The organism is Flavobacterium sp. RHBU_3, assembly GCF_046613565.1.
Lineage (GTDB): Bacteria > Bacteroidota > Bacteroidia > Flavobacteriales > Flavobacteriaceae > Flavobacterium.
Window position 1 is genome coordinate 26,737 of sequence record NZ_JBKJHC010000010.1, and the last position, 20,548, is coordinate 47,284.

General features: G+C 41.7%; 20 protein-coding genes. 2 read left to right on the forward strand and 18 right to left on the reverse strand.

Annotated elements, in window-relative coordinates; translation table 11 throughout:
• Positions 1–380 precede the first annotated feature (380 nt).
• Both ACLI1A_RS14260 and ACLI1A_RS14265 read right to left on the reverse strand, forming a co-directional pair.
• A complete protein-coding gene (locus ACLI1A_RS14260) occupies positions 381–677 on the reverse strand; it encodes a DUF721 domain-containing protein (RefSeq protein WP_411409351.1) in 297 nt (98 codons plus the stop codon).
• Positions 677–1,096: a lipocalin family protein gene (locus tag ACLI1A_RS14265; protein WP_411409352.1), complete on the reverse strand. Its 420-nt coding sequence runs from the start codon at positions 1,094–1,096 to the stop codon at positions 677–679. Before ACLI1A_RS14265 ends, ACLI1A_RS14260 begins: the two co-directional genes overlap by 1 nt.
• A gap of 333 nt (positions 1,097–1,429) precedes the next feature.
• Between ACLI1A_RS14265 and ACLI1A_RS14270 the strand changes: the two genes are divergently transcribed.
• Positions 1,430–2,491 carry a serine hydrolase domain-containing protein gene (locus ACLI1A_RS14270; protein ID WP_411409353.1) on the forward strand — a complete coding sequence of 354 codons (1,062 nt, stop codon included), beginning with the start codon at positions 1,430–1,432 and terminating at the stop codon, positions 2,489–2,491.
• A gap of 60 nt (positions 2,492–2,551) precedes the next feature.
• Here the strand turns inward: ACLI1A_RS14270 and ACLI1A_RS14275 are convergent, their stop codons facing one another.
• The 11 genes from ACLI1A_RS14275 to ACLI1A_RS14325 all read right to left on the reverse strand — a co-directional run bounded on the left by ACLI1A_RS14275 (position 2,552) and on the right by ACLI1A_RS14325 (position 10,386).
• Positions 2,552–3,790 carry a hypothetical protein gene (locus tag ACLI1A_RS14275; protein ID WP_411409354.1) on the reverse strand — a complete coding sequence of 413 codons (1,239 nt, stop codon included), beginning with the start codon at positions 3,788–3,790 and terminating at the stop codon, positions 2,552–2,554.
• A 105-nt stretch (positions 3,791–3,895) separates the two neighbouring features.
• Positions 3,896–5,125, reverse strand: coding sequence for a hypothetical protein (locus ACLI1A_RS14280; RefSeq protein WP_411409355.1), 1,230 nt, complete (start codon positions 5,123–5,125; stop codon positions 3,896–3,898).
• A gap of 13 nt (positions 5,126–5,138) precedes the next feature.
• A complete protein-coding gene (locus ACLI1A_RS14285; RefSeq protein WP_411409356.1) occupies positions 5,139–5,462 on the reverse strand; it encodes a hypothetical protein in 324 nt (107 codons plus the stop codon).
• Between the two features lie 148 nt (positions 5,463–5,610).
• Positions 5,611–6,564, reverse strand: coding sequence for a signal recognition particle-docking protein FtsY (gene ftsY, locus ACLI1A_RS14290; RefSeq protein WP_411409357.1), 954 nt, complete (start codon positions 6,562–6,564; stop codon positions 5,611–5,613).
• Between the two features lie 100 nt (positions 6,565–6,664).
• Complete coding sequence (locus ACLI1A_RS14295; RefSeq protein ID WP_074961599.1) at positions 6,665–6,817, reverse strand: DUF4295 domain-containing protein; 153 nt, start codon at positions 6,815–6,817, stop codon at positions 6,665–6,667.
• A gap of 13 nt (positions 6,818–6,830) precedes the next feature.
• Positions 6,831–7,013, reverse strand: a complete 183-nt coding sequence (gene rpmG / locus ACLI1A_RS14300; RefSeq protein WP_411409358.1) for a 50S ribosomal protein L33 — start codon at positions 7,011–7,013, stop codon at positions 6,831–6,833.
• A gap of 36 nt (positions 7,014–7,049) precedes the next feature.
• Complete coding sequence (rpmB, locus tag ACLI1A_RS14305; protein WP_054409746.1) at positions 7,050–7,286, reverse strand: 50S ribosomal protein L28; 237 nt, start codon at positions 7,284–7,286, stop codon at positions 7,050–7,052.
• Between the two features lie 79 nt (positions 7,287–7,365).
• Positions 7,366–8,613 carry a CinA family nicotinamide mononucleotide deamidase-related protein gene (locus tag ACLI1A_RS14310; protein WP_411409359.1) on the reverse strand — a complete coding sequence of 416 codons (1,248 nt, stop codon included), beginning with the start codon at positions 8,611–8,613 and terminating at the stop codon, positions 7,366–7,368.
• A gap of 3 nt (positions 8,614–8,616) precedes the next feature.
• Positions 8,617–8,961 (reverse strand): Hpt domain-containing protein, encoded by a 345-nt coding sequence (locus tag ACLI1A_RS14315; protein WP_411409360.1) that lies wholly within the window; start codon positions 8,959–8,961, stop codon positions 8,617–8,619.
• Between the two features lie 14 nt (positions 8,962–8,975).
• A complete protein-coding gene (locus ACLI1A_RS14320; protein ID WP_411409361.1) occupies positions 8,976–9,587 on the reverse strand; it encodes a fumarylacetoacetate hydrolase family protein in 612 nt (203 codons plus the stop codon).
• Positions 9,588–9,609: 22 nt separating this feature from the next.
• Positions 9,610–10,386 carry an exonuclease domain-containing protein gene (locus tag ACLI1A_RS14325; protein ID WP_411409362.1) on the reverse strand — a complete coding sequence of 259 codons (777 nt, stop codon included), beginning with the start codon at positions 10,384–10,386 and terminating at the stop codon, positions 9,610–9,612.
• A 193-nt stretch (positions 10,387–10,579) separates the two neighbouring features.
• On the opposite strand from ACLI1A_RS14325, the gene ACLI1A_RS14330 reads away from it, so the two are divergent.
• Complete coding sequence (locus tag ACLI1A_RS14330) at positions 10,580–12,145, forward strand: T9SS type A sorting domain-containing protein (protein WP_411409363.1); 1,566 nt, start codon at positions 10,580–10,582, stop codon at positions 12,143–12,145.
• 4 nt (positions 12,146–12,149) lie between these two features.
• Here ACLI1A_RS14330 and ACLI1A_RS14335 read toward each other — a convergent pair whose 3' ends face one another.
• The 5 genes from ACLI1A_RS14335 to ACLI1A_RS14355 form a co-directional block, all read right to left on the reverse strand.
• The gene (locus tag ACLI1A_RS14335; RefSeq protein ID WP_411409364.1) at positions 12,150–12,770 is read right to left on the reverse strand and encodes a M15 family metallopeptidase; all 621 of its coding nucleotides are present in this window, start codon (positions 12,768–12,770) and stop codon (positions 12,150–12,152) included.
• Positions 12,771–12,853: 83 nt separating this feature from the next.
• Positions 12,854–15,313, reverse strand: a complete 2,460-nt coding sequence (locus ACLI1A_RS14340) for a hypothetical protein (protein ID WP_411409365.1) — start codon at positions 15,311–15,313, stop codon at positions 12,854–12,856.
• 47 nt (positions 15,314–15,360) lie between these two features.
• The gene (locus ACLI1A_RS14345) at positions 15,361–17,817 is read right to left on the reverse strand and encodes a hypothetical protein (protein WP_411409366.1); all 2,457 of its coding nucleotides are present in this window, start codon (positions 17,815–17,817) and stop codon (positions 15,361–15,363) included.
• 77 nt (positions 17,818–17,894) lie between these two features.
• Positions 17,895–19,202 (reverse strand): dihydrolipoamide acetyltransferase family protein, encoded by a 1,308-nt coding sequence (locus ACLI1A_RS14350; protein ID WP_411409367.1) that lies wholly within the window; start codon positions 19,200–19,202, stop codon positions 17,895–17,897.
• 92 nt (positions 19,203–19,294) lie between these two features.
• A complete protein-coding gene (locus tag ACLI1A_RS14355; protein ID WP_411409368.1) occupies positions 19,295–20,434 on the reverse strand; it encodes a glycosyltransferase family 2 protein in 1,140 nt (379 codons plus the stop codon).
• Positions 20,435–20,548: the final 114 nt, after the last annotated feature.

The following is a 20,548-nucleotide window of genomic DNA, read 5'->3' on the forward strand; positions in this document are numbered from 1 at the left end:
TAGCGGCTTTGCGAGGATTTTTCTACCACAAGGTGCACAAAGTTTTTCACAAAGGGCACAAAAGACCTAAATAATGCTCAATACGAACACGAAGGCTTTCCTTTGGAAAGCAAAAAAGTTCACAAAGCGATTTGTGTCCATACGATAGTCTCAAGAGGGGAACTGCCACTCATACCCTTTAAACTTCACTCAAATTAGGCAACAATTTTTACATCAGAGTGAAGCTGTTCCCCTCTTGAGAGGGGTCAGGGGTGTGTTACGCTTAAGATACCCAACAAAAAATTGGATTCCCGGAGCACATCGCTTCCAAAAATCCAATCCTTCTATAATCTGACTTTCTAAGAAGTCCAAAAATCTAACAATCCAAAAATCCAAGTAGCCTACCTCAAAACCACATCGCTAACCACATCGCGGCCAAATGATTCGTTTATCATTTTTACAATTTTTTCGCGGCCATAGCTCAGTTCCTCGCGCAGCACCGCCGATGTTAGCTCTACATACAGCACCGTACCCTTTAGCACCACGCTGCGTGTATAGTTATTTACCCCAGGCCCCATAAGCGACGCCCAGGCATCTCGCACGGCTACCACGTCTATCCCCTTTTGCAGGTGGTTTTGTTGTATAAAAGCCTTCAGCACATCGCCTACCGCATTAGAATCGTTTAGCCGTTTTGCCATTATTTAAGTGTAAAAGGTTCTGATTTTTTATAGTGGTATTCCATTTGGTGCTGGTTTTTTACCACCAGTTCTTTATCATCTGCGCTCAGCAGGGTTTCATCCCACTGGGCATACGGCGTAGTGTAGTGCATTACCACACTATCCCCCTGGCGCTTTATGGTAAAGCTTTCGCTCAGGTCATTAGCACGGTAAGTGCCGTCAATCTGCGGCATGGCCTTTTTACGGAAACCTGCCGTATCTTTTACCTCCAGGTAGTCTATAGTCGGATTAGCACCATAGTCTTTCTCAGTACCATCGGGCAGTACCACTTTTTCTATTTCCCAATAGCCGTTCAGCTTGGCATAGCTGTTACCTTCAAAACGTTTTTTGCAGCCGGTCATTGTGGCCAGCGCTAAAAAAATAAAAACCAGTTTCTTCATAACCGTAAAAGTATAGTGGGCAAATTTACGCATAAATGTGGTGTGCAAACGAACAATCTGTATTTTAAAAATCAAGTAAATTTTTACCACTAAGCCCACAAGGTTTTTCACGAAGATGCATAAGGCAAAGCCTGTCCGCCAAAGGCGGAAGAACACTAAGCTTTGCGTTATGCCCCGTGTACTTCAATCCCAATAATGTGGGATTGGCAACTTTTGGCAATAAACTAAATAATGCCTTAGTGTCCACCGTGAAAAACTCAGTACCCTTTGTGGTAAAAACTATTAGCCAGAGATTGACCCAATTTATTATCTTTGGTATAAAACCGCTTGTTTATGAAAAAGATAGTCCTGTTTTGCGCCATGGCCAGCGCAGCACTTACCTGTTTTGGTTTTAAACAAAAGCCTGAAAACGATATGTATTTCCCGCCTGTAGGCTCGTCAAACTGGGAAACCGTAAGCATGGCATCGCTCGGCTGGAACGAAACGGCGGTTCAGCCTTTGTACGATTTCTTAAAAGAAAAAAACACCAAGGCGTTTATAATATTGGTTAACGGGCGCATAGCGGCAGAAAAATACTTTAACGGCGGTGGGCCTCGCAAACCCTGGTACTGGGCCAGTGCGGGTAAAACACTTACAGCTACCGTTTTTGGCATTGCACAACAGGAAGGCTATGTGAATATTGACGAAAAAGTAACAACCTACCTGGGCAAAGGCTGGACAAGCGTACCACCCGATAAAGAAAACCTGATTACCTGCCGCCACCTGCTTACCATGACCAGCGGCCTGGCCGACGGCGACAACGAAGTAACACCCGAAAAACTTACCTATAAAGCCGATGCCGGTACACGCTGGGCCTACCACAATGCCTATGTAAAACTACAGGATGTAATAGCCGCCGCTACAAAACAAAGTTGGGAAGAATACTTTAACCAAAGCCTGAAGGAAAAAATAGGCATGACCGGCGCGTGGACTAACCTGGGCAAGCACGACGTATTTAGCGTATACTGGAGTAATGCGCGAAGCATGGCACGTTTTGGGCTCCTGGCACTAAACAAAGGCAACTGGAACGGCACGCAGGTGGTAAACGAAGCGTATTTTACCGATGCGGTAAACACATCGCAGGAACTGAATAAATCTTACGGGTACCTGTGGTGGCTAAACGGCAAGGAAAACTTCAGGCTACCCACCACACAAATGGACTTTAAAGGTCCGCTGATACCTGATGCACCTGCCGATATGTATGCCGCCTTGGGCAAAAACGACCAAAAGATATACGTAATACCGTCGCGGAATATGGTAATCATCCGATTAGGAAATGCCGCCGAAGGGAAGAATTTTGCCAAATCGGGCTTTGACAACAACCTCTGGAAAAAAATAAACGACGTTATAAAATAACGCCGTTTATGGTATTTTTTTATGTTTACAATTTCTTGCAAAAACGCAGCCGTAAACTAATTACATCAATCGGTACAGCACGTTTAGGGTTACACCGGAGTTATTAAACGAGGTATTAATATAGTTTTCCAGGTAATTACGCTTAGGTATATAGCGTACCTCGGCACTGATTTTTTCAGTAATATAGTAACCCGCACCTACGCTAAAATACGCGCCACTCTCTGCATCAACACTCCAGCCTGTACTTGACGACACACTAGAGCTGGTCATTTCACGATTCATCGTTACCTTAGTACCCAGTGGTACCAGTATACCTATAGTACCATCTATGTAAATACGTTTTTCATCGTTAACAGAAAACGAATAACGCGGCCCCACAGCAATATCAGCCGAAATGCCCGAAACTTTATAAACGTCTTTAAATGTATACACAGAACTTCCTCCCGGAGCGTAGGTACCGGTAACCTCAGTATCCATATAGTCAAAACCTGCTCTTCCGAAAAAAGACAGTCCTTTATATTCATTATAAAAAGAAACCTCTACACCGGCACGGTAAGCCAAAGCACCATCTGTAGCCGAAAAATTATAATCGGTAGTAGATGCCTTATTGCTGGCAAACATAACCCCCGCATAACCCAAAAGCGCAAAGTGGCTATCGCTTTTTTCTTTAGCCACTTTTGGTATTTCAGATGTGTGGCCCGTACAGTCATTATAATGTTTTAAGGCATCGGTAAGTGCCTGGCGGCTGTAAGCGGTTTTAGCATACACCTGCGGGCTCTCGCCTTTGCACAAAAAGTTCTGCGCCAGCTGCCTCCTAAATTCAGTGTTTAATGCTTCCTGGCCGGTTTCCAGCTTATACCTGCGGTATACCAGCTGAATATACCTTACGTCACCTTCCTGCTTGTAAAAAAACTTTTCATTATCACTTACAGTATTCACGTATAATGATACATTACTTTTTAGCAGCAACTCTAAGTACACTTCTTTTTTTACATAATCAGCCTCTTTACTCAGGGCTAATTTATTGCTGCCTCCATCGGCATCAATATCAACAAGGAGCTTGGTAAATATGCGGCCACCCACACCGTACTCCTTTACATTTTCAGACGAAATTTTCTGGTAATCACCTTTTTCGCTTTCGCTAAAACGCAATAATGAAACATCGGTAAAATCGGTATACTTAAAGTATCCCTCTTTTTTCTGCCCTGTGGCAGAAACATAATATCCTTTTACACTTTCCTGCGCAAAGGCACACACTGCTGTAAAGAACAATACAGCTGCAAACAAGCATTTTTTCATGGTTAGTTAGTTATAAAATACGCGGCAATATATTAATTATCTAAGAATAAACCTGTAAATAATGTTAAATCAATTTACATAAGTTAATCTAAACTCTAAATCAGGTTAAAATGTATAACGAAGGTTTACCCACAACCTGTTTAGTTTCACAGTAGTTAGATCAACTCCGTCATACTCACGCGAAAAATCGGAATGCACTTCCACCCCATACTTGTTATTATACTGGTAACCAACACCTGCTGTATAAAAGAAATCGCTTTTTAGCGTATATTCATGATAGTAGGAAACAGTACCATCTACTGTTGTGGTTTGGTGCTTACGAGACGTATCCCCAAAAGGTATAGCTACGGCATAGGCCACATCTGCAAACAACGTGTGCTTGCCTGCAAAATTAAAGTTATAACGTGGCCCTATGTACAGGTCAGCAAAGCTGCTTTTTATAGTATGGGTATCTACACTGGTACGTGTAGGAGTTGTTGTTGTTATTTGAGTTTCTGCAGACACATCTTCGTACATTGCCTTAAAGAAAAACGAAAACATACCCGATGGCAGGGTCAGCGCCATTTCTGCACCACCGGTAAACAAAGTATTTGTTGTACTGCCCGGCACCGGATCTATATTGCCCGTTTCTACTTTGGTACTACCCGCACCGGCCAGTAATGTAAAAGTAAACTTAGATTTTCTGCTGGCAGTAGCCTCCAGCTCCTTTGTTTCTTTTCCGCTACCTGTACAGCTATTGTACTTACGGAATACATTTTGAATCTCCTTTTTGCTATAGTTTAAAGACGAATATGCAGACACGTTGTCGCCGGGGCAGCTTACACTATTATATAACTGCTGGCGAAACTGGCTATTCTCCCCTATGGCATTTTGCTTGGCCATATATTGCTTGTACACAAGCTGGTTTAAAGCAATATTTTTACTCTTTACATCAAAGAAATACTTCACACCCTTGTCACTGGTATACGAATACAGCGAAGCATCACCGTCTATAATTAAATTCATAAACACAGTCTTGGTAACCCATACCGGCATTTTTTCAGGGCCTACATCAGTACCCATAAGCTTACTGTCATCAAGCTGTACGGTAAACTTTTTAAAAACCACATCATCACCCGCACCGTATTCACTTACGGTCTCAGGGTCAACTTTAGCGTAATCGGTTCCGGTTTCAGCCGATGTAAACAACAGGTTGTTTTCGTTGTAAAAATTAACCGACTTGAAGTAGCCTTCAGTCCTTTGGCCTGAGGTGGTAATATAATACCCCTTTACATTTTGTGCGTTAAGGGCAAATGAAGCAAAAAACAGCATAATAGATAATGCAAATTGTTTCATAAGTATAATTGGTTTAGGAGATAAATTGGTAATAAAAACGCTCTGTAAGGTGGCCAATAACAATCAGTATTGCTCCTGCTACAACACTTAGGCGTGAAAATTTTGTGCTATACAGTGCCAAAACCTGCAATACTATTGCAGCCACATACATACCCGATGAATAATAGTACGGCGTAAGTATATGATGTAAAAGTGACTTAGGGATAAGAGGATTGGTCATATCACTCTTGGCATCAAAATAACGGATGCAGAAACGAACCAGCTCAAAAACGGCTATTGCCAGGATAATGTAGTGTGATTTCCTGTTATTGGTTGCTTGGTTTTCGGTTGGTTGCATAAACAGCTTTTATTGCTGTCCCATTTCGAGCGAAACGCAGTGGAGTCGAGAAATCCCTATGGTTCAATGAAATTAAATCTCTTTAAATCGAGATACCAATACTGAGATGTCTCCGCTACGCTGCGTTTCGGTCGACTTGGAAAAAATCTTATTTAAAGAAAGAATCCACAAATTCATATTTGTTAAATACCTGCAGGTCTTCTATGCCTTCGCCTACACCTATGTATTTAACCGGTATTTTAAACTGGTCAGATATTCCTATAACCACACCACCTTTGGCAGTACCGTCCAGCTTGGTTACAGCAAGGCAGGTAACCTCAGTAGCAGCGGTAAACTGTTTGGCCTGTTCAAAGGCGTTTTGCCCGGTAGAACCATCCAGTACCAGCAGTACATCGTGCGGGGCATCGTCTACCACTTTCTGCATTACGCGTTTTACCTTGGCAAGCTCGTTCATAAGCCCCACCTTATTATGCAGTCGGCCTGCGGTATCTATAATTACCACATCGGCGTTTTGTTTTACGGCACTCTGTATGGTATCAAACGCCACCGAAGCAGGGTCGCTGCCCATTTGCTGGCGCACTATAGGCACCCCTACCCTATCTGCCCATACCTGTAGCTGGTCTATGGCTGCCGCACGGAAGGTATCGGCTGCACCAAGCACCACGTTAAGGCCGGCTTTTTTAAACTGGTAGGCCAGCTTGCCTATGGTAGTGGTTTTACCCACACCGTTTACCCCTACCACCATAAGCACATACGGCTTCTTGTTGGCAGGAATTTCAAAGTCCGATGCATCGCCGGTATTGGTTTCGCTAAGCAGCGAACCTATTTCCTCGCGCAGTATGCCGTTTAGCTCATCTGTGCCCAGGTATTTATCGCGCGATACGCGCTCTTCTATGCGCTCTATGATTTTAAGGGTGGTATCTACGCCTACGTCAGAACTCACCAGTACTTCCTCAAGGTTATCCAGCACTTCCGAATCTACCTTGCTTTTACCGGCTACGGCTTTAGATAATTTAGAAAAAAAAGAGGTCTTCGTTTTTTCAAGGCCCTTGTCAAGGGTCTCCTTTTTCTCCGAAGAAAATATTTTTTTAAAGAAATTCATATATACAGTTACTTCGTCTTTAGTTTTATGGGATAAAGATAAAAACAAAAAAGCTACTTTCTTTAACTGAAAGTAGCTTTTCTATATATTGTAAGGATAATTATTTCTTCTTAAGAAATGCATCCACCTCTTCAGGAGACATTACGCTTTCAACGAAAGTATAAGCACCTGATTTAGGTGATTTTACCATCTTGATAGCTTTAGTTAACCTCTTTGAAGCTGTCTGTAACGTTGCTACGGTTTTCTTTGCCATGACTCAGTCCTGATTATTTAATTTCTTTATGAACAGTTACTTTCTTCAACACAGGGTTAAACTTCTTGATTTCAAGCCTGTCTGGAGTGTTTTTTTTGTTTTTGGTAGTAATATACCTTGAAGTACCCGGCATACCAGAAGCTTTGTGCTCAGTACACTCTAGGATTACCTGGATTCTGTTACCTTTCTTTGCCATCGTGTATTATATATTAAGGAGGTGTAACCGGATTAATTATTTAATGAACCCGTTAGCTTTGGCCTCTTTTAAAACCGCGGCTATACCATTTTTGTTAATCGTTTTGATTGTAGAAGCAGCTACCCTAAGAGTGATCCACCTGTCTTCTTCAGGAAGATAAAAACGCTTCTTAACTAAGTTCACACTAAACTTACGCTTAGTCTTGTTCATCGCGTGGGAAACGTTATTTCCAACCATCGCTTTTTTACCGGTAAGGGCACAAACTCTTGACATTATTTCTTGCTTTTATATCGTTATTCAAAATCAGGGTGCAAAGTAACAAAAAATAAAAATATTACGCAAACGTAATGTATTAGTTTTTTAAAATTTCCTTATAAAGCAGTTCCAGTGCCTTTTCAGATGCCCGTGCAATCACCTTTTCACGCGGTTGACCAAAGTCAAACTTATGACTGTAAACACCGTTAGGCGTAGCTACACCTATAAAAACGGTGCCCACATCGGCCGCAGCATCACCCTTAGAAGGCCCCGCATTTCCGGTAGTGGAAACAGCATAATCCGTCCCGAATAATTTTTTTGCGCGCGTAGCCATCACTTCGGCCACCTTAGCGCTTACCGGGCTGTATATATCTATAAGCTGGTGTTCTACACCCAGCACTTTAATTTTACTCTCTGTAGCATAGGTTACCGCACTACCCTTAAAATACGCAGACGAACCCGGCACACTGGTAAACAGCGTACCCACCCTGCCACCGGTACAACTCTCGGCAGCAGCTACGGTAACACCTTTTTCCTGCATCAGGCGGCCTATAACCACCTCTATAGGATCGTCTTCGTCCATGCCTACAATAATATCACCTATAATATCCTGTAGCTTGGCAGCCTCAGCTTCCACTGCATTTCGCAGTTCGGCCTCATCGTTACCATGGGCGCTCAGTCTTAACCTTACCTTACCGGGACTTGGCAGGTAGGCCAGCTTTATAAACTTAGGCAAATTGTCTTCCCAGCTCTCTATACGTTCGGCTACGAGGCTTTCGCCCTGCCCGTACGTAAGTATGGTTTTATGGATAATGTACGGACGCTCAAACTCGGCTACAAGCTTAGGCAGCACCTCATGCTCCATAATATATTTCATTTCATACGGCACACCCGGCAGCGATATAAACACCGTATCGGCTCTTTTCATCCACATACCCGGGGCAGTACCAACAGCGTTATGTAACACTTTGGCTTTGCTGGGCACCAGCGCCTGATCTTTGTTCATTTGGCTTGCGGGGCGGTTCATTGCCTTTTCTATAAGCTGAACCACATGGGCTTCCACTTCCTCGTTTCGCACAAGGTGGTCGTCAAAATATTCACAAAAAGTGCTTTTTGTAATATCGTCTTTTGTGGGACCCAAGCCTCCCGTAACAATTACAACCTGAACCCTGTTTTGCAAATACGCCAGCGTATCCAGTATGTGGCGGCGGTCATCGCTTACAGAGAACATTTCAAATACGCTTATACCTATTTTATCCAGCGACTTAGCTATATATGCCGAGTTTGTATCTACAATCTGGCCTATAAGTATTTCATCGCCTACGGTTACTACAGCAGCTTTCATATTCTACAGGTTATAGTTTTTTTTAACTTCCTTAAGTGTATTTTCTACATGACCCCTCAGACTTTTTACCACATCCTTTATTTCCTTTCGCCTGCCTTCGGCCTTGGTCCATTTTTCTATGGCCAGCACATCGTCATAAGCCAGTTCCATTCCCAGCAAATCAAGCGTAGGCTTTATTTTATGTGCCGCCTGGTATACCCTTTTATGGTCTTTATCTTCCAGCCCTTCGCGAATGTTTTTTACCTCCGCCGGAACCTCATCAATAAAAAGGGTTATTATCTGTTTTGCAAAATCCTGATCGTTATCAGAAATCGCATATACTTTTGATAAGTTGTAATGAAGCGCCATATCTCGTTTCCTTATTACTTTACCTGAATTTTAAACAGCTTTTTTCCTTCCAGGTAGCCTTCCAGCACATCGCCTTCAGCTACCTTACCCACGCCCTCAGGAGTACCGGTATACAGTACATCGCCGGTGCGCAGCGTAACATATTTACTCACTTCAGCTATAAGCTCGTTTATTTTCCAAATCATGTGGCTTGTATTGCCCTGCTGCACTATGTTACCGTTTTTGTGCAGTTCAAAGTTTATATCGTCTACCGATGCGTAATCGGTTTTCGGCACAAAATCGCCCACCACAGCCGAACCGTCAAACGCCTTGGCTTTTTCCCATGGCAGGCCTTTTGCTTTTAACGCGTCCTGAACATCGCGTGCGGTAAAATCAATCCCCACACTTATTTCATCATAATACTTATGTGCAAATTTAGCATCTATGTACTTACCTACCTTGTTTATTTTTACAATAACCTCTACCTCATAGTGTACCTCATCAGAAAAATCAGGGATAATAAAGGGGTATTGCTTTTGCAGTACGGCGGTATCGGGTTTCATAAACACCACAGGTTCTGCCGGACGCTCGTTTTGCAGCTCGGCAATGTGGTTTACATAGTTCCTCCCAATGCAGATGATCTTCATAACTATAAAATTGGATGGTGCGTTATGCTAATTTATTGTTTAATTTCCTAAGCTTAATGGCCGTTAATACTTTTTTAGTATACAACGGGAAATCAGCACTCTGAAACCAGCCGTAGTAGCCCGGTTCCTGCTGAAGCACCTGCTCTACTTTTACGTTTTTAAATTTGCCAAAGGTAAATACCTCCTGACCCTGATCGTCCAGCGCAATGAAACCGGCAAAGTCTACCGCTTTTTTGCGTGTGGTAAATTCCGACAGCAGTCGCATATCGTTTTCAAGATCGTCATAACGGTCCAGCTGAGCCTTAAGTATTTCGTAAGTAGCATTAGTATCGGCAGCGGCAGTGTGCGCGTTTTCCAGGGTTTGCCCGCAGTAAAACTTATAGGCAGCACTAAGGGTGCGCTCTTCCTTTTTATGGAAAATGGTTTGCACGTCTACAGCCACGCGGTTTTTCATATCAAAATCTACCCCGGCACGCAGCAGTTCTTCTGCCAGCAACGGAATATCAAAACGATCTGAATTGTACCCCGCCAGATCGGCATCCTTAATCATGGCATACACCTGCGCCGACAGTTGTTTAAACGTAGGCTCATTAGCCACTTTTTCATCGGTTATACCATGAAATGTAGTGGTAATGGGCGGTATAGGCCTTTCGGGATTTACCAGCCAGGTACGGCTTTCCTTGTTTCCGTTAGGATATACCTTTAATATAGCGATTTCTACAATACGGTCTTTGGTTATATCAGTGCCTGTAGTTTCCAGGTCGAAAAAACAAATAGGACGGTGCAGTTTCAGTTCCATACAACATTTATATTATAACAAATATAGGGCAGCAAAATTATAAAAAGAATAACATCGGCGTTATTTTATCTCAAATTCGACCCTGACACAATTCAATTACTGATGCACAACAGATTATTGCACATAAAGAACTGACACCACAAAAAGTGTTAAAAAATAATATATATTTGCGTGCAAGAATAAAACCTAACCAATGCACAATAAAATTATACTCTTTGTTTGCTCGCTTTTTTTTACTGCGATAACAACCGCACAAAGCGAGTTTTTAAATTCAGCTTTCGGAAATAACGGCTCGGTATGTATTACCACACCCGAAGAGTTTTCTCCTGTGGTAATGGGCGACCTTGTAAAGGTAGGCCAAAATTACTACGGCATTACAGGCTTTGGCGCATACTATCTGATAAAACTTTCAAGCACAGGTGTAGTAGACAGCTCATTTGGCACAAATGGATATATTCAGCTTAACCTTGGTAATCCGGGTGGCGGCCTGTATGATCTTAGCAGTACATTTATAAAACATACAGCAGACAACAATCTTGTTATAGTAAACAACTCCAGAGGGCTGGCCGGACATAGTTTTATGGTAAAGACCGACCTTGACGGTAATGTTGTAACCGGCTTTGGTACTAACGGATATATAGACCTGGTATGGCCGGAAAGACTAAACTTTATTACGGTAGATATATCAGGAAACGAAATTATACTAACAGGAACAAACGATTCTACAACAGGAGATGAGCCCTACCGCTATGTAATAGCATTAAAATACGACCTGAACGGAAACCCTGTTACAGCTTTTGGCAACAGTGGAAGCATGGTATTTTATCTTAACGACGTATATAGCTTCCCCAAGGCCGGATACTATGACACCGCAACCGGTATGCTTACTGTAAATGTAGACGGCTATGCCGATACTGATTTACAGTTTGGATACTCCGGCCTGATGCAATATGACATAGCCAATGGTACCCAAAACACATCTTTTGGTATAAATGGCATAGTATATGTACAAGATCCTTACGAGACTGCTACATATAGCGTGATTACTAATTTAACTGTTGACTCAGATGGCAATGTATATGCCGGCGGGCACATTACTGACGAACTTTCTGAAAGCCATGTATTCTTAAAAAAATACAACCCCTCAGGTATTGCCGACGCTTCTTTTGGCGACGCTGGAACAGCATTATTTGATATAGAAGGTGCCAATTATGAAGCTGTAAGTACAATAAACAAAACCGCAAACCATGTAACGATTACCGGTATGTTTAGTCCTGAAAATGCAGCTTACGAAAAGCTTTTTTTACTCCGCACACAAAACAATGGTGCCTTAGCAACCGATTTTGGCAATAACGGTATTGTTATAGATGAAACTCCTTCAGGTGTTGTATATACGGCGTCATATAAAACACTTGAGGAAAATCAAAACCTTATTACAGTAGCCACACTTTCTAATGCGTGCACAAACTCGCAACCAAAGCCGTCGGTAGTGCAATTTATAACCGGTACGCTTGCCGCTGCAACTGCTTCAACAAACAAAACAGTACTATACCCTAACCCGGTTAAAGCCAATCTTTATATTAATAGCACTACCCCAATAAAAAATGTAGAAGTGTATGATATTTCAGCAAAGCTGCTTAGCGTTCCTGTAGATATCAATGCCCAAAAAGTAGACTTTTCAACACTTAAGCCGGGCGTTTACATCTTAAAATTACATACTGTAGATGGCATTACAACTTCAAAAATTATTAAGGATTAGAGGCTTAGGGGCATTCCCACACATAGTTTGATGTTTCGTAGGTTTTCTGCTTATAATCAAAGTGCCACCACTCGCTTTCAAAGGGCGTAAAACCCGCCTCAATCATTATGGTACGCAGGCGTTTACGATTTTTTCGAGCCTTCCTCGGTATGTCCTTATACGCATAATGCGATATTTCCGAAAACTCATCAAAAGCCCCACCCATATCCAAAAGTTCGCCGTTTTCATCTGCCAGCGAAATATCTACCGCCTGCCCCCGGTTGTGGTTGCTGCCCTTACCCGGCTTGGCCACGTACAGGGGGTTGTTTACCAACTCATACATCTTATATTGTATAGGATACGGACGGTAGCAGTCGTACATCACGAGCCTATATCCTTTTTCGGCAGCCAGTACATTTGCGCGTTCCAATGCTTCGGCAACCTCAGGGCGCAGCAGGCAGCGCGCGCAGGGATATACCTTTTCGTGCATAAAATTAGCCGTATCGGCATACGCCATTTTATTCAGCGGCCCCAGCGAGTCAAACTGCACCTCAGCCCACTCATCACTGAGCTTGTGGGTTATTTTTGCAGGCTGGGCGAATGCGGTTATGGTAATAAAAAGGAGTATGTAGCGGAATAGTTTCATGTAAAGGGTTTGTGTAAATATAGGGGAATTATATAAAAACAGAAAATCCCGCATCGGCGGGATTTTCAATATTCTTTTTTTGCCTACATTATCTTTTTAACCAATATACTGCCGTCCTGCAACTTAGCCTGAACAATAAGCACACTGTCTGTAACACCTGCGTATTTTAAAGATACTTTGTTATCCTGAAGTTTATTTGCGCTGGCTACCAGCCTGCCCGAAAGATCGTACACAGTAACCGATGACAATGCCATGGTAGGACATTCTACATCTACCGTATTATTTTTCTTAAGCGCGATAAGCGATGGTTTTACAACAACCTCAGGGGTTGCTGTTTGCAGGGCTGCACCTGTACTGTTAAAACGGGCTATATTGCTGCGGTGGTTACCGTCATAACGGCTGAACCTTCCGCCTATAACCACTTTATCTTGCTGGTACAATACTGCATTTACTTTAGGGCTATATTCATAAATGGTGTGGTCGCCAAAAGTTTCATCTAAGGTACCATCGGCATTAAACCTTTTAAAAGAAGAGGTAAGCCCATCATTTTTTATAAAAAACATTTTGCCATCGCCTTGGATAAAAGATAACGAACCATAATCGTTTTCAGGCAACTCGAAATCTGTATCGTAAATCCCATTTGCATTCATCCTGCGGTATATGGTTGTATTTGGCACGCTTCCTCCATTATATATTCTTTGTGACGTAATGTATTTCCCGTTATTATCCGACCATAATTTTCTCGTATTAGAAAGATAATCCCCCCCTATAAAAGGGAAGCTATTATCAACACTACCATCACTGTTTGCTCTCGCTATCTTAAGACCATTAGTACCGCCATTTAAACTTAACAGCATTTTACCATCAGGTAAAATTTCTAAATATTCTAAGGGACTATATCCTGACGTAAAAAAATATGTGGCAAATAACTGAAAACTTTCATCCAGTGTACCGTCTGTATTAATACGACATACAAGATAAGTATTTACTGTTCCACTACCGTATATTACGGTAAGTCCTCCGTAAAGCAATAATTTATTATCAGACTGCAGTTTACCACCATACAAATATTGAGAATAAGGCCCTGAAAAGAGTCCACTTAAATCATACGACATATCCAGGCTACCATCCGCATTAATTCGGGCTACGTATTTACGGGCCACGCCGTTATAAGTGGTAAAATCTCCATAAACTATATACTTACCATCACTTTGACGAACAACACCATTAATATTACCATTTGGTCCTTCTCCCGGGTTAAAATCATCCAGAAGTTCTCCATCTTCATTTATAAGAGCAAGCCTGTTCCTGGCTTCTCCATTATAGTATGTAAAACTTCCGCCAACAAGCATGTTACCATTACCTGCATATGCAATTGCAGTAACTGGGTTATTAGCCCCGGTAGGCTGCACGTACCCCGTATAATCTGGCGTTCCATCATAGTTCAATGGGAAAATATAATTTGCCGGTGTGTTATTATAATTTATAAACATACCACCTAAATAAATATTATTTTCAGTAAGCTCCACAGCAAGTATACTACCAACCGGGTCTGTTTGCGGAGCAGTAAAGGTAGTATCTACAGTTCCGTCTTCATTTAACCTTAAGCTCCCTCGCGCATAATAATCACCTAAATTCGTTATCAATCCCACAAAAATAATCTTACCGTCCGGCTGAATTGCTATATCGGTCACAGTTGCATACATGCCCGTGCCTATAGCAAATGTAGTATCTTTAGTCCCATTGGCATTTATCCTTGCAATGCCTTTATGACTCACCCCATACAGAGTTTCAAAACTTCCGCCAATGACTATTTTGCCGTCAGATTGTAGTTCTACCGCTCTTATGCCATAATCTGTGTACACTGGTGTAAACGAAGAGTCGGTAGAGCCGTCTGTATTAAAACGCCTTAACTGAGAACCTGCAACTATTACTTTTCCATCTTCCTGTAAAGCAATATCTAATATATTTGAGAAGTTTACTGCAAGATTAAAAGTTGGATCAAGCGTTCCGTCAGTATTTAGCCGTATTACCATTTTTACAACAACATCATTATAAGTAGTGAAACTACCACAAACCAGCAGCTTATCATCGGCCTGTACTTTTATTTCATATACAGAGTTATTAAGCACACCACTTGTAAACGAAGTATCCAGCGAACCATCACTATTAAGGCGTATTACATTCCCCACAGGGGTATCATTATATAATGTAAAGCCTCCGGCAATCACTATTTTACCATCACTTTGTAATGCTGCGGCAGATACCCAACCGTTTAGGGCGCTACCAATGGCAAATGAAGTATCTATACTTTTATCTCCATTAATGCGAACAATATGGTGCGAATCTACATCATGGTATTTTTCAAAATATCCATAGATAATAAGTTTCCCGTCCGGGCATACTAAAAAATCTTGTACAGCCCCATCTGTGCTGGCACCAATAGAAGTATCTGCGGGGTTAAACGTAGCGTCGTTAGCGCCCTCCTGGGCATAAAGGGTAAATCCCAATAAAAATACAGCGAGTAATTTTAAGAGTTTCATATATGGTTGGTATTGAATATTCTAAAGTTTAAGAGTCAAAAAAAATCCTACATTATCTTTTTAACCAATGTACTGCCGTCCTGCAACTTAGCCTGAACAATAAGCACACTATCTGTAACACCTGCGTATTTTAAAGATACTTTGTTATCCTGAAGTTTATTTGCGCTGGCTACCAGCCTACCCGAAAGGTCGTACACCGCAACCGATGACAATGCCATGGTAGGGCATTCTACATCTACCGTATTATTTTTCTTAAGCGAGATAAGCGATGGTTTTACAACAACCTCAGGGGTTGCTGTTTGCAGGGCTGCACCTGTACTGTTAAAACGGGCTATATTGCTGCGGTGGTTACCGTCATAACGGCTGAACCTTCCGCCTATAACTACTTTATCTTGCTGGTACAATACTGCATTTACTTTAGGGATATACTCATAAATGGTGTGGTCGCTAAAAGTTTCATCTAAGGCACCATCGGCATTAAACCTTTTAAAAGAAGAGGTAGGTCCATCATTTTTTATAAAAAACATTTTGCCATCTCCTTGAATAAATGAAAGTAAACCATAGTCAACAGACGAAAGTTCAAAGTCATCATCAAATATGCCGTTTTCATCAATTTTCCGATAAGTTACTATAGTACTATTAGGATAACTGTAAGCCTCCTTAGAAACTATATATTTACCATCATTATCAGGAACAATAGCAGTATTAACACTCACCATATCATTTCCAATAAACGGAAAGGAATTATCAATACTGCCATCTGTATTTAATCTCACAATTTTAGACGACGAGTCTGTTCCATCATAATTTATCAAAATTTTCCCTCCTGGCAATAATACCAATTGCTTCAGAAATGAAATACTTCCACTCCCTAAAAAATTTGACATAGGAACCTTAAAATTCTGGTCCAAGGTACCATTTTCAGTAATACGACAAGCATAATAATATTGACTCGAAACCCCGTTATATGATATATATAATGAACCATAAAGTATTAATTTACCATCAGGCTGTAACACCCCATTCATTACATTTCCTAAATAACCTAAATCATATGATGTATCAAGGCTACCGTCAGTATGTAAACGAGCTACTCCATAACGAAGAATACCATTATAATTGGAAAATTTTCCAATTACAATATATTTTCCATCTGCCTGCCTACAAATTGAAGTTACTTCCTTGTTAAAACCTAAACCGGGATTAAAACTTTCAAGAAGTTCACCATTAGCATCTACGAGAGCAATCCTATTTCTGGTTTGCCCACCATACTCTTTAAATGCCCCTCCTATAAGCATATTTCCGCTATCAGTTTCAACAATACTATTTATAGGATTATTTGCCCCAGTTGGTTGCTCAAAATTTGTGTAATCTATTGTTCCATCAAAATTTAAAATCCTTAGATAATTAGAAGGCTGCAAATTATATGAAGTAAAAACTCCTCCAACTACTACATTATTTCCAAATCTTATAGCACAACTTATATAACTATTACCACCATCATAAACAGGTTGAACAAACATACCATCACAAGAACCATCTTCAAATAATCTAACAATATTGTTAGTCGAAAAATTACCGTAACCAAAAAAGTATCCCACAACAATAATTCCTCCCTCAGGTTCAGAGACAACATCAAAAATATCACCACTAATACCATTGCCTACTTCAAAAAAATCATCGATGGTACCATCGATATTAATTTTTGCAATACCATTAGAGGCTTGGCCATTAACCATATGAAACACCCCTCCAATAAAAATTTTTCCATCTGAAAGTATTTCAAGCACCCTTATTGTTAAATCTACTCCAACAACTGAAAAAGAACTATCTGCCGAACCATTTGCATTGAAACGTTTAACTTGCCAATTATTTAAAGCACCCGCCACAACAATTTTACCATCTACCTGTATACCAATATCTGATACGGCTTCATATGTTACAGCAAGACTGAAAGTACTATCAAGCGTCCCATTAGCATTTAATCGTATTACCTTTTTTACAGCAATCCCATTAAAAGTAGTAAAAGCACCACAAAGCATCAACTTATCATCATCCTGTACCTTTATTTTATATACGTCACTATTTGCAGTTCCGTTTGTAAAAGAAGTATCCAGCGAACCATCACTATTCAATCGTATCACATTTGCTACAGGAGCACCATTATATTCTGTAAAATAACCAGTAATTACTATTTTTCCATCACTCTGTAAAGCAGCAGCCGTTACTGTATTATTTAAGGCTGAGCCAATATTAAAAGACATATCTATACTCTTATCGGCGTTAATTCGCACGATTTTATAGGAATCTATATCATGATATTTCTCAAAAGCTCCATAAATAATCAGCTTACCATCAGGTTGATTTAAAAAGCCTTTAACCGGTCCGTCTACTGTGGTACCTATAGAAGTATCTGCGGGGTTAAACGTAGCGTCGTTAGCGCCCTCCTGGGCATAAAGGGTAAATCCCAATAAAAATACAGCGAGTAATTTTAAGAGTTTCATATATGGTTGATTTAGTTCCAAATATAAAAAAAGCCTCACAAAGTGAGGCTCCTATATAAAATAAAAAATTTAAAATCTTAATAGTCCCTGTTTACATCAAACGCCTCCAGGTATTCGGCAACGCGTTTTACAAAAGAGCCGCCCAGTGCACCATCTACCACACGGTGGTCGTAGCTGTGCGACAGGAACATCTTTTGGCGGATACCTATAAAGTCGCCATCAGGGGTTTCTATAACCGCAGGTACTTTGCGAATAGCACCCAGGGCAAGGATACCCACCTGTGGCTGGTTGATTATCGGCGTACCAAACACACTGCCAAACGTACCCACGTTGGTTACCGTATAAGTACCGCCCTGCGTATCGTCCGGTTTTAGCTTACCTGCCTTAGCGCGGTTGCCCAGGTCGTTCACAGCCTTAGCCATACCCACAAGGTTCAGTTGGTCGGCATTTTTAATTACCGGCACTATAAGATTACCATTTGGCAGGGCCGCAGCCATACCCAGGTTAATGTTTTTCTTTTTAATGATGTAATCGCCATCCACGCTTATGTTCATCATCGGGAAGTCCTTCAGCGCTTTGGCTACGGCTTCCATAAATATAGGGGTAAAGGTAAGCTTCTCGCCTTCGCGTTTCTCGAAAGCCGACTTCACCTTATCGCGCCATTTCACTATGTTGGTCACATCCACTTCTATAAAAGACTGCACGTGCGCCGATGTTTGCACGCTCTGTACCATATAGCCCGAAATAAGCTTACGCATACGGTCCATTTCCACAATCTCATCACCACCGTTTACCGATACCGGAGCAGCCTTTGGCGTTTCAGGTTTTGGAGCGGATACTACAGCCTCCACAGTTCCCCCTTTGGGGGTTAGGGGGCGTTTTTGAACATACTCCAGTATATCATTCTTGGTAACGCGGCCGTCTTTTCCGGTACCGTTTATGCTTTCCAGTTCGGCAAGGCTTACACCCTCCTCTTTGGCAATATTTTTCACTAATGGTGAGTAGAACTTATCCGTACCCGAAAAATCTACGGGAGCAGCTACACTTTCTACCGCAGCAGCAACCGATTTCTCTATAGCTTCCACATGGGTTGCAGTTTCGGCAGGAGCCGCTTCGGCAACCGGAGCCGCAGCTACAGCGCCGCCTTCGGTTTCTATATAGGCTATCGTCTGGCCTACCTGCACCACATCGTTTACATTAAAAAGTATTTCGCTCAGTACCCCAGATACTTCAGACGGCACTTCAGAATCCACCTTATCGGTAGCAATTTCCAGCACAGCCTCGTCGGCCGCGATAGGATCGCCTACTTTTTTAAGCCAATTCGTTATGGTTGCTTCGGCAACACTTTCGCCCATTTTGGGCAATTTAAGTTCAAACTTTGCCATATTGTTAATCAAATGGTGTATTTCAATTTTATGTTTGCGAATTTAATAAAAAATCAAAGCAAAAAATATTTCGAAAACATTTTTTATCATATTTACACGCTTCTTACTGTACCACGGTCGTCGCTGCTGTTGCTTCCTATGATAAAACCGGCACCTTCGGGCTTCATTTTATAGGTAAACGCACCGCCGTGTTTTTCCATAAAGGCTATCACCTGTCCGTAAGACACGGTAGCCGCATCAAAGATAACCTCGGCACCTGTATGCTGTAAAAATACGCTTTCTGTCTGTAAATCGGGTACGGTTAGCAGTGGTTTTTGCAAAACCTGTTTCAGCCCCTCGCCCAGCAGCGCATCTTTCGATACTAAAATATACGACTGCGGCACCACAACTTTACCCGTACGGTTCTTTTTTACAAACATAAAAGCAAACGCCCCCATGCGCATAAACAAATCGAAAACGGGGTACGACCTAAAGTGCTTTTTATAGAAAAACTGCATCGCCTCCCTAAAACGCCTCATGTATGTGCCGTCCTTTACCGTGCTTTCTCCCTTAAAGTGAATGGCTGTTGCCTTTCCGAAGTAATAATTTCCCAACCCCTTTTTGGTTACAGTATACGACAGGTCGAAATCATCGCTATACATAAAGCAGTCCTCGTCAAAGCCGCCCACCTCCAGGTACAGGTTGCGTTCCATAAACATAAAGGCACCCACCAGTATATCGGTAGTACCTATGCCATTTGTAGTAACGGCCTTGTTATAGTATTTGTTGAATGATTGTACCCCCGGGAACATCTTATACAGCCCCGATATTTTTGTAAATGCCACCCAGGGTGTAGGCAACCCGCGCTTGCTTTCCGGTAAAAAGTTACCACGCCCGTCTACCAGCTTTACACCTGTAATTCCGGCATTTGGGGTATCGTTTACAAATTGAAACAGCTTGTCAAATGTATCTTCAGCCACTACCGTATCGGGGTTTAGTATGCATACGTAGTCGCCTTTGGCAACAGCCACACCTATATTATTACCTTTCGGGAAACCGCTGTTTTCGGGGTTTTCTATCAGCACTACATCGGGGAAGTACTGCTTCACCATGGCGCAGCTGTCGTCGGGTGAGTTGTTGTCTACCACTATAATCTCCGCATCGAGGTGGCGGGTGGCATGCTGCACGCTTTGCAGGCACAGGTGCAAAAAATGGCGCACATTGTAGTTTAGTATAATAACCGATAAACGCATTGCACAAAGATAAAAAAAGATAATGTGGCTACGACACTCATAATATAACTATGAAAACGCCTATTAAAAAGTAGATAAAACACTAATTTACAAAACATTAATTCTGACTTCATT

Bases quoted from the DNA above. Each gene is read 5' to 3' on its own strand.
- ACLI1A_RS14260 (WP_411409351.1), bottom strand. From the start codon at position 677: ATGGCAAAACGGCTAAACGATTCTAATGCGGTAGGCGATGTGCTGAAG.
- ACLI1A_RS14265 (WP_411409352.1), bottom strand. From the start codon at position 1,096: ATGAAGAAACTGGTTTTTATTTTTTTAGCGCTGGCCACAATGACCGGC.
- ACLI1A_RS14270 (WP_411409353.1), top strand. From the start codon at position 1,430: ATGAAAAAGATAGTCCTGTTTTGCGCCATGGCCAGCGCAGCACTTACC.
- ACLI1A_RS14275 (WP_411409354.1), bottom strand. From the start codon at position 3,790: ATGAAAAAATGCTTGTTTGCAGCTGTATTGTTCTTTACAGCAGTGTGT.
- ACLI1A_RS14280 (WP_411409355.1), bottom strand. From the start codon at position 5,125: ATGAAACAATTTGCATTATCTATTATGCTGTTTTTTGCTTCATTTGCC.
- ACLI1A_RS14285 (WP_411409356.1), bottom strand. From the start codon at position 5,462: ATGCAACCAACCGAAAACCAAGCAACCAATAACAGGAAATCACACTAC.
- ftsY (WP_411409357.1), bottom strand. From the start codon at position 6,564: ATGAATTTCTTTAAAAAAATATTTTCTTCGGAGAAAAAGGAGACCCTT.
- ACLI1A_RS14295 (WP_074961599.1), bottom strand. From the start codon at position 6,817: ATGGCAAAGAAAACCGTAGCAACGTTACAGACAGCTTCAAAGAGGTTA.
- rpmG (WP_411409358.1), bottom strand. From the start codon at position 7,013: ATGGCAAAGAAAGGTAACAGAATCCAGGTAATCCTAGAGTGTACTGAG.
- rpmB (WP_054409746.1), bottom strand. From the start codon at position 7,286: ATGTCAAGAGTTTGTGCCCTTACCGGTAAAAAAGCGATGGTTGGAAAT.
- ACLI1A_RS14310 (WP_411409359.1), bottom strand. From the start codon at position 8,613: ATGAAAGCTGCTGTAGTAACCGTAGGCGATGAAATACTTATAGGCCAG.
- ACLI1A_RS14315 (WP_411409360.1), bottom strand. From the start codon at position 8,961: ATGGCGCTTCATTACAACTTATCAAAAGTATATGCGATTTCTGATAAC.
- ACLI1A_RS14320 (WP_411409361.1), bottom strand. From the start codon at position 9,587: ATGAAGATCATCTGCATTGGGAGGAACTATGTAAACCACATTGCCGAG.
- ACLI1A_RS14325 (WP_411409362.1), bottom strand. From the start codon at position 10,386: ATGGAACTGAAACTGCACCGTCCTATTTGTTTTTTCGACCTGGAAACT.
- ACLI1A_RS14330 (WP_411409363.1), top strand. From the start codon at position 10,580: ATGCACAATAAAATTATACTCTTTGTTTGCTCGCTTTTTTTTACTGCG.
- ACLI1A_RS14335 (WP_411409364.1), bottom strand. From the start codon at position 12,770: ATGAAACTATTCCGCTACATACTCCTTTTTATTACCATAACCGCATTC.
- ACLI1A_RS14340 (WP_411409365.1), bottom strand. From the start codon at position 15,313: ATGAAACTCTTAAAATTACTCGCTGTATTTTTATTGGGATTTACCCTT.
- ACLI1A_RS14345 (WP_411409366.1), bottom strand. From the start codon at position 17,817: ATGAAACTCTTAAAATTACTCGCTGTATTTTTATTGGGATTTACCCTT.
- ACLI1A_RS14350 (WP_411409367.1), bottom strand. From the start codon at position 19,202: ATGGCAAAGTTTGAACTTAAATTGCCCAAAATGGGCGAAAGTGTTGCC.
- ACLI1A_RS14355 (WP_411409368.1), bottom strand. From the start codon at position 20,434: ATGCGTTTATCGGTTATTATACTAAACTACAATGTGCGCCATTTTTTG.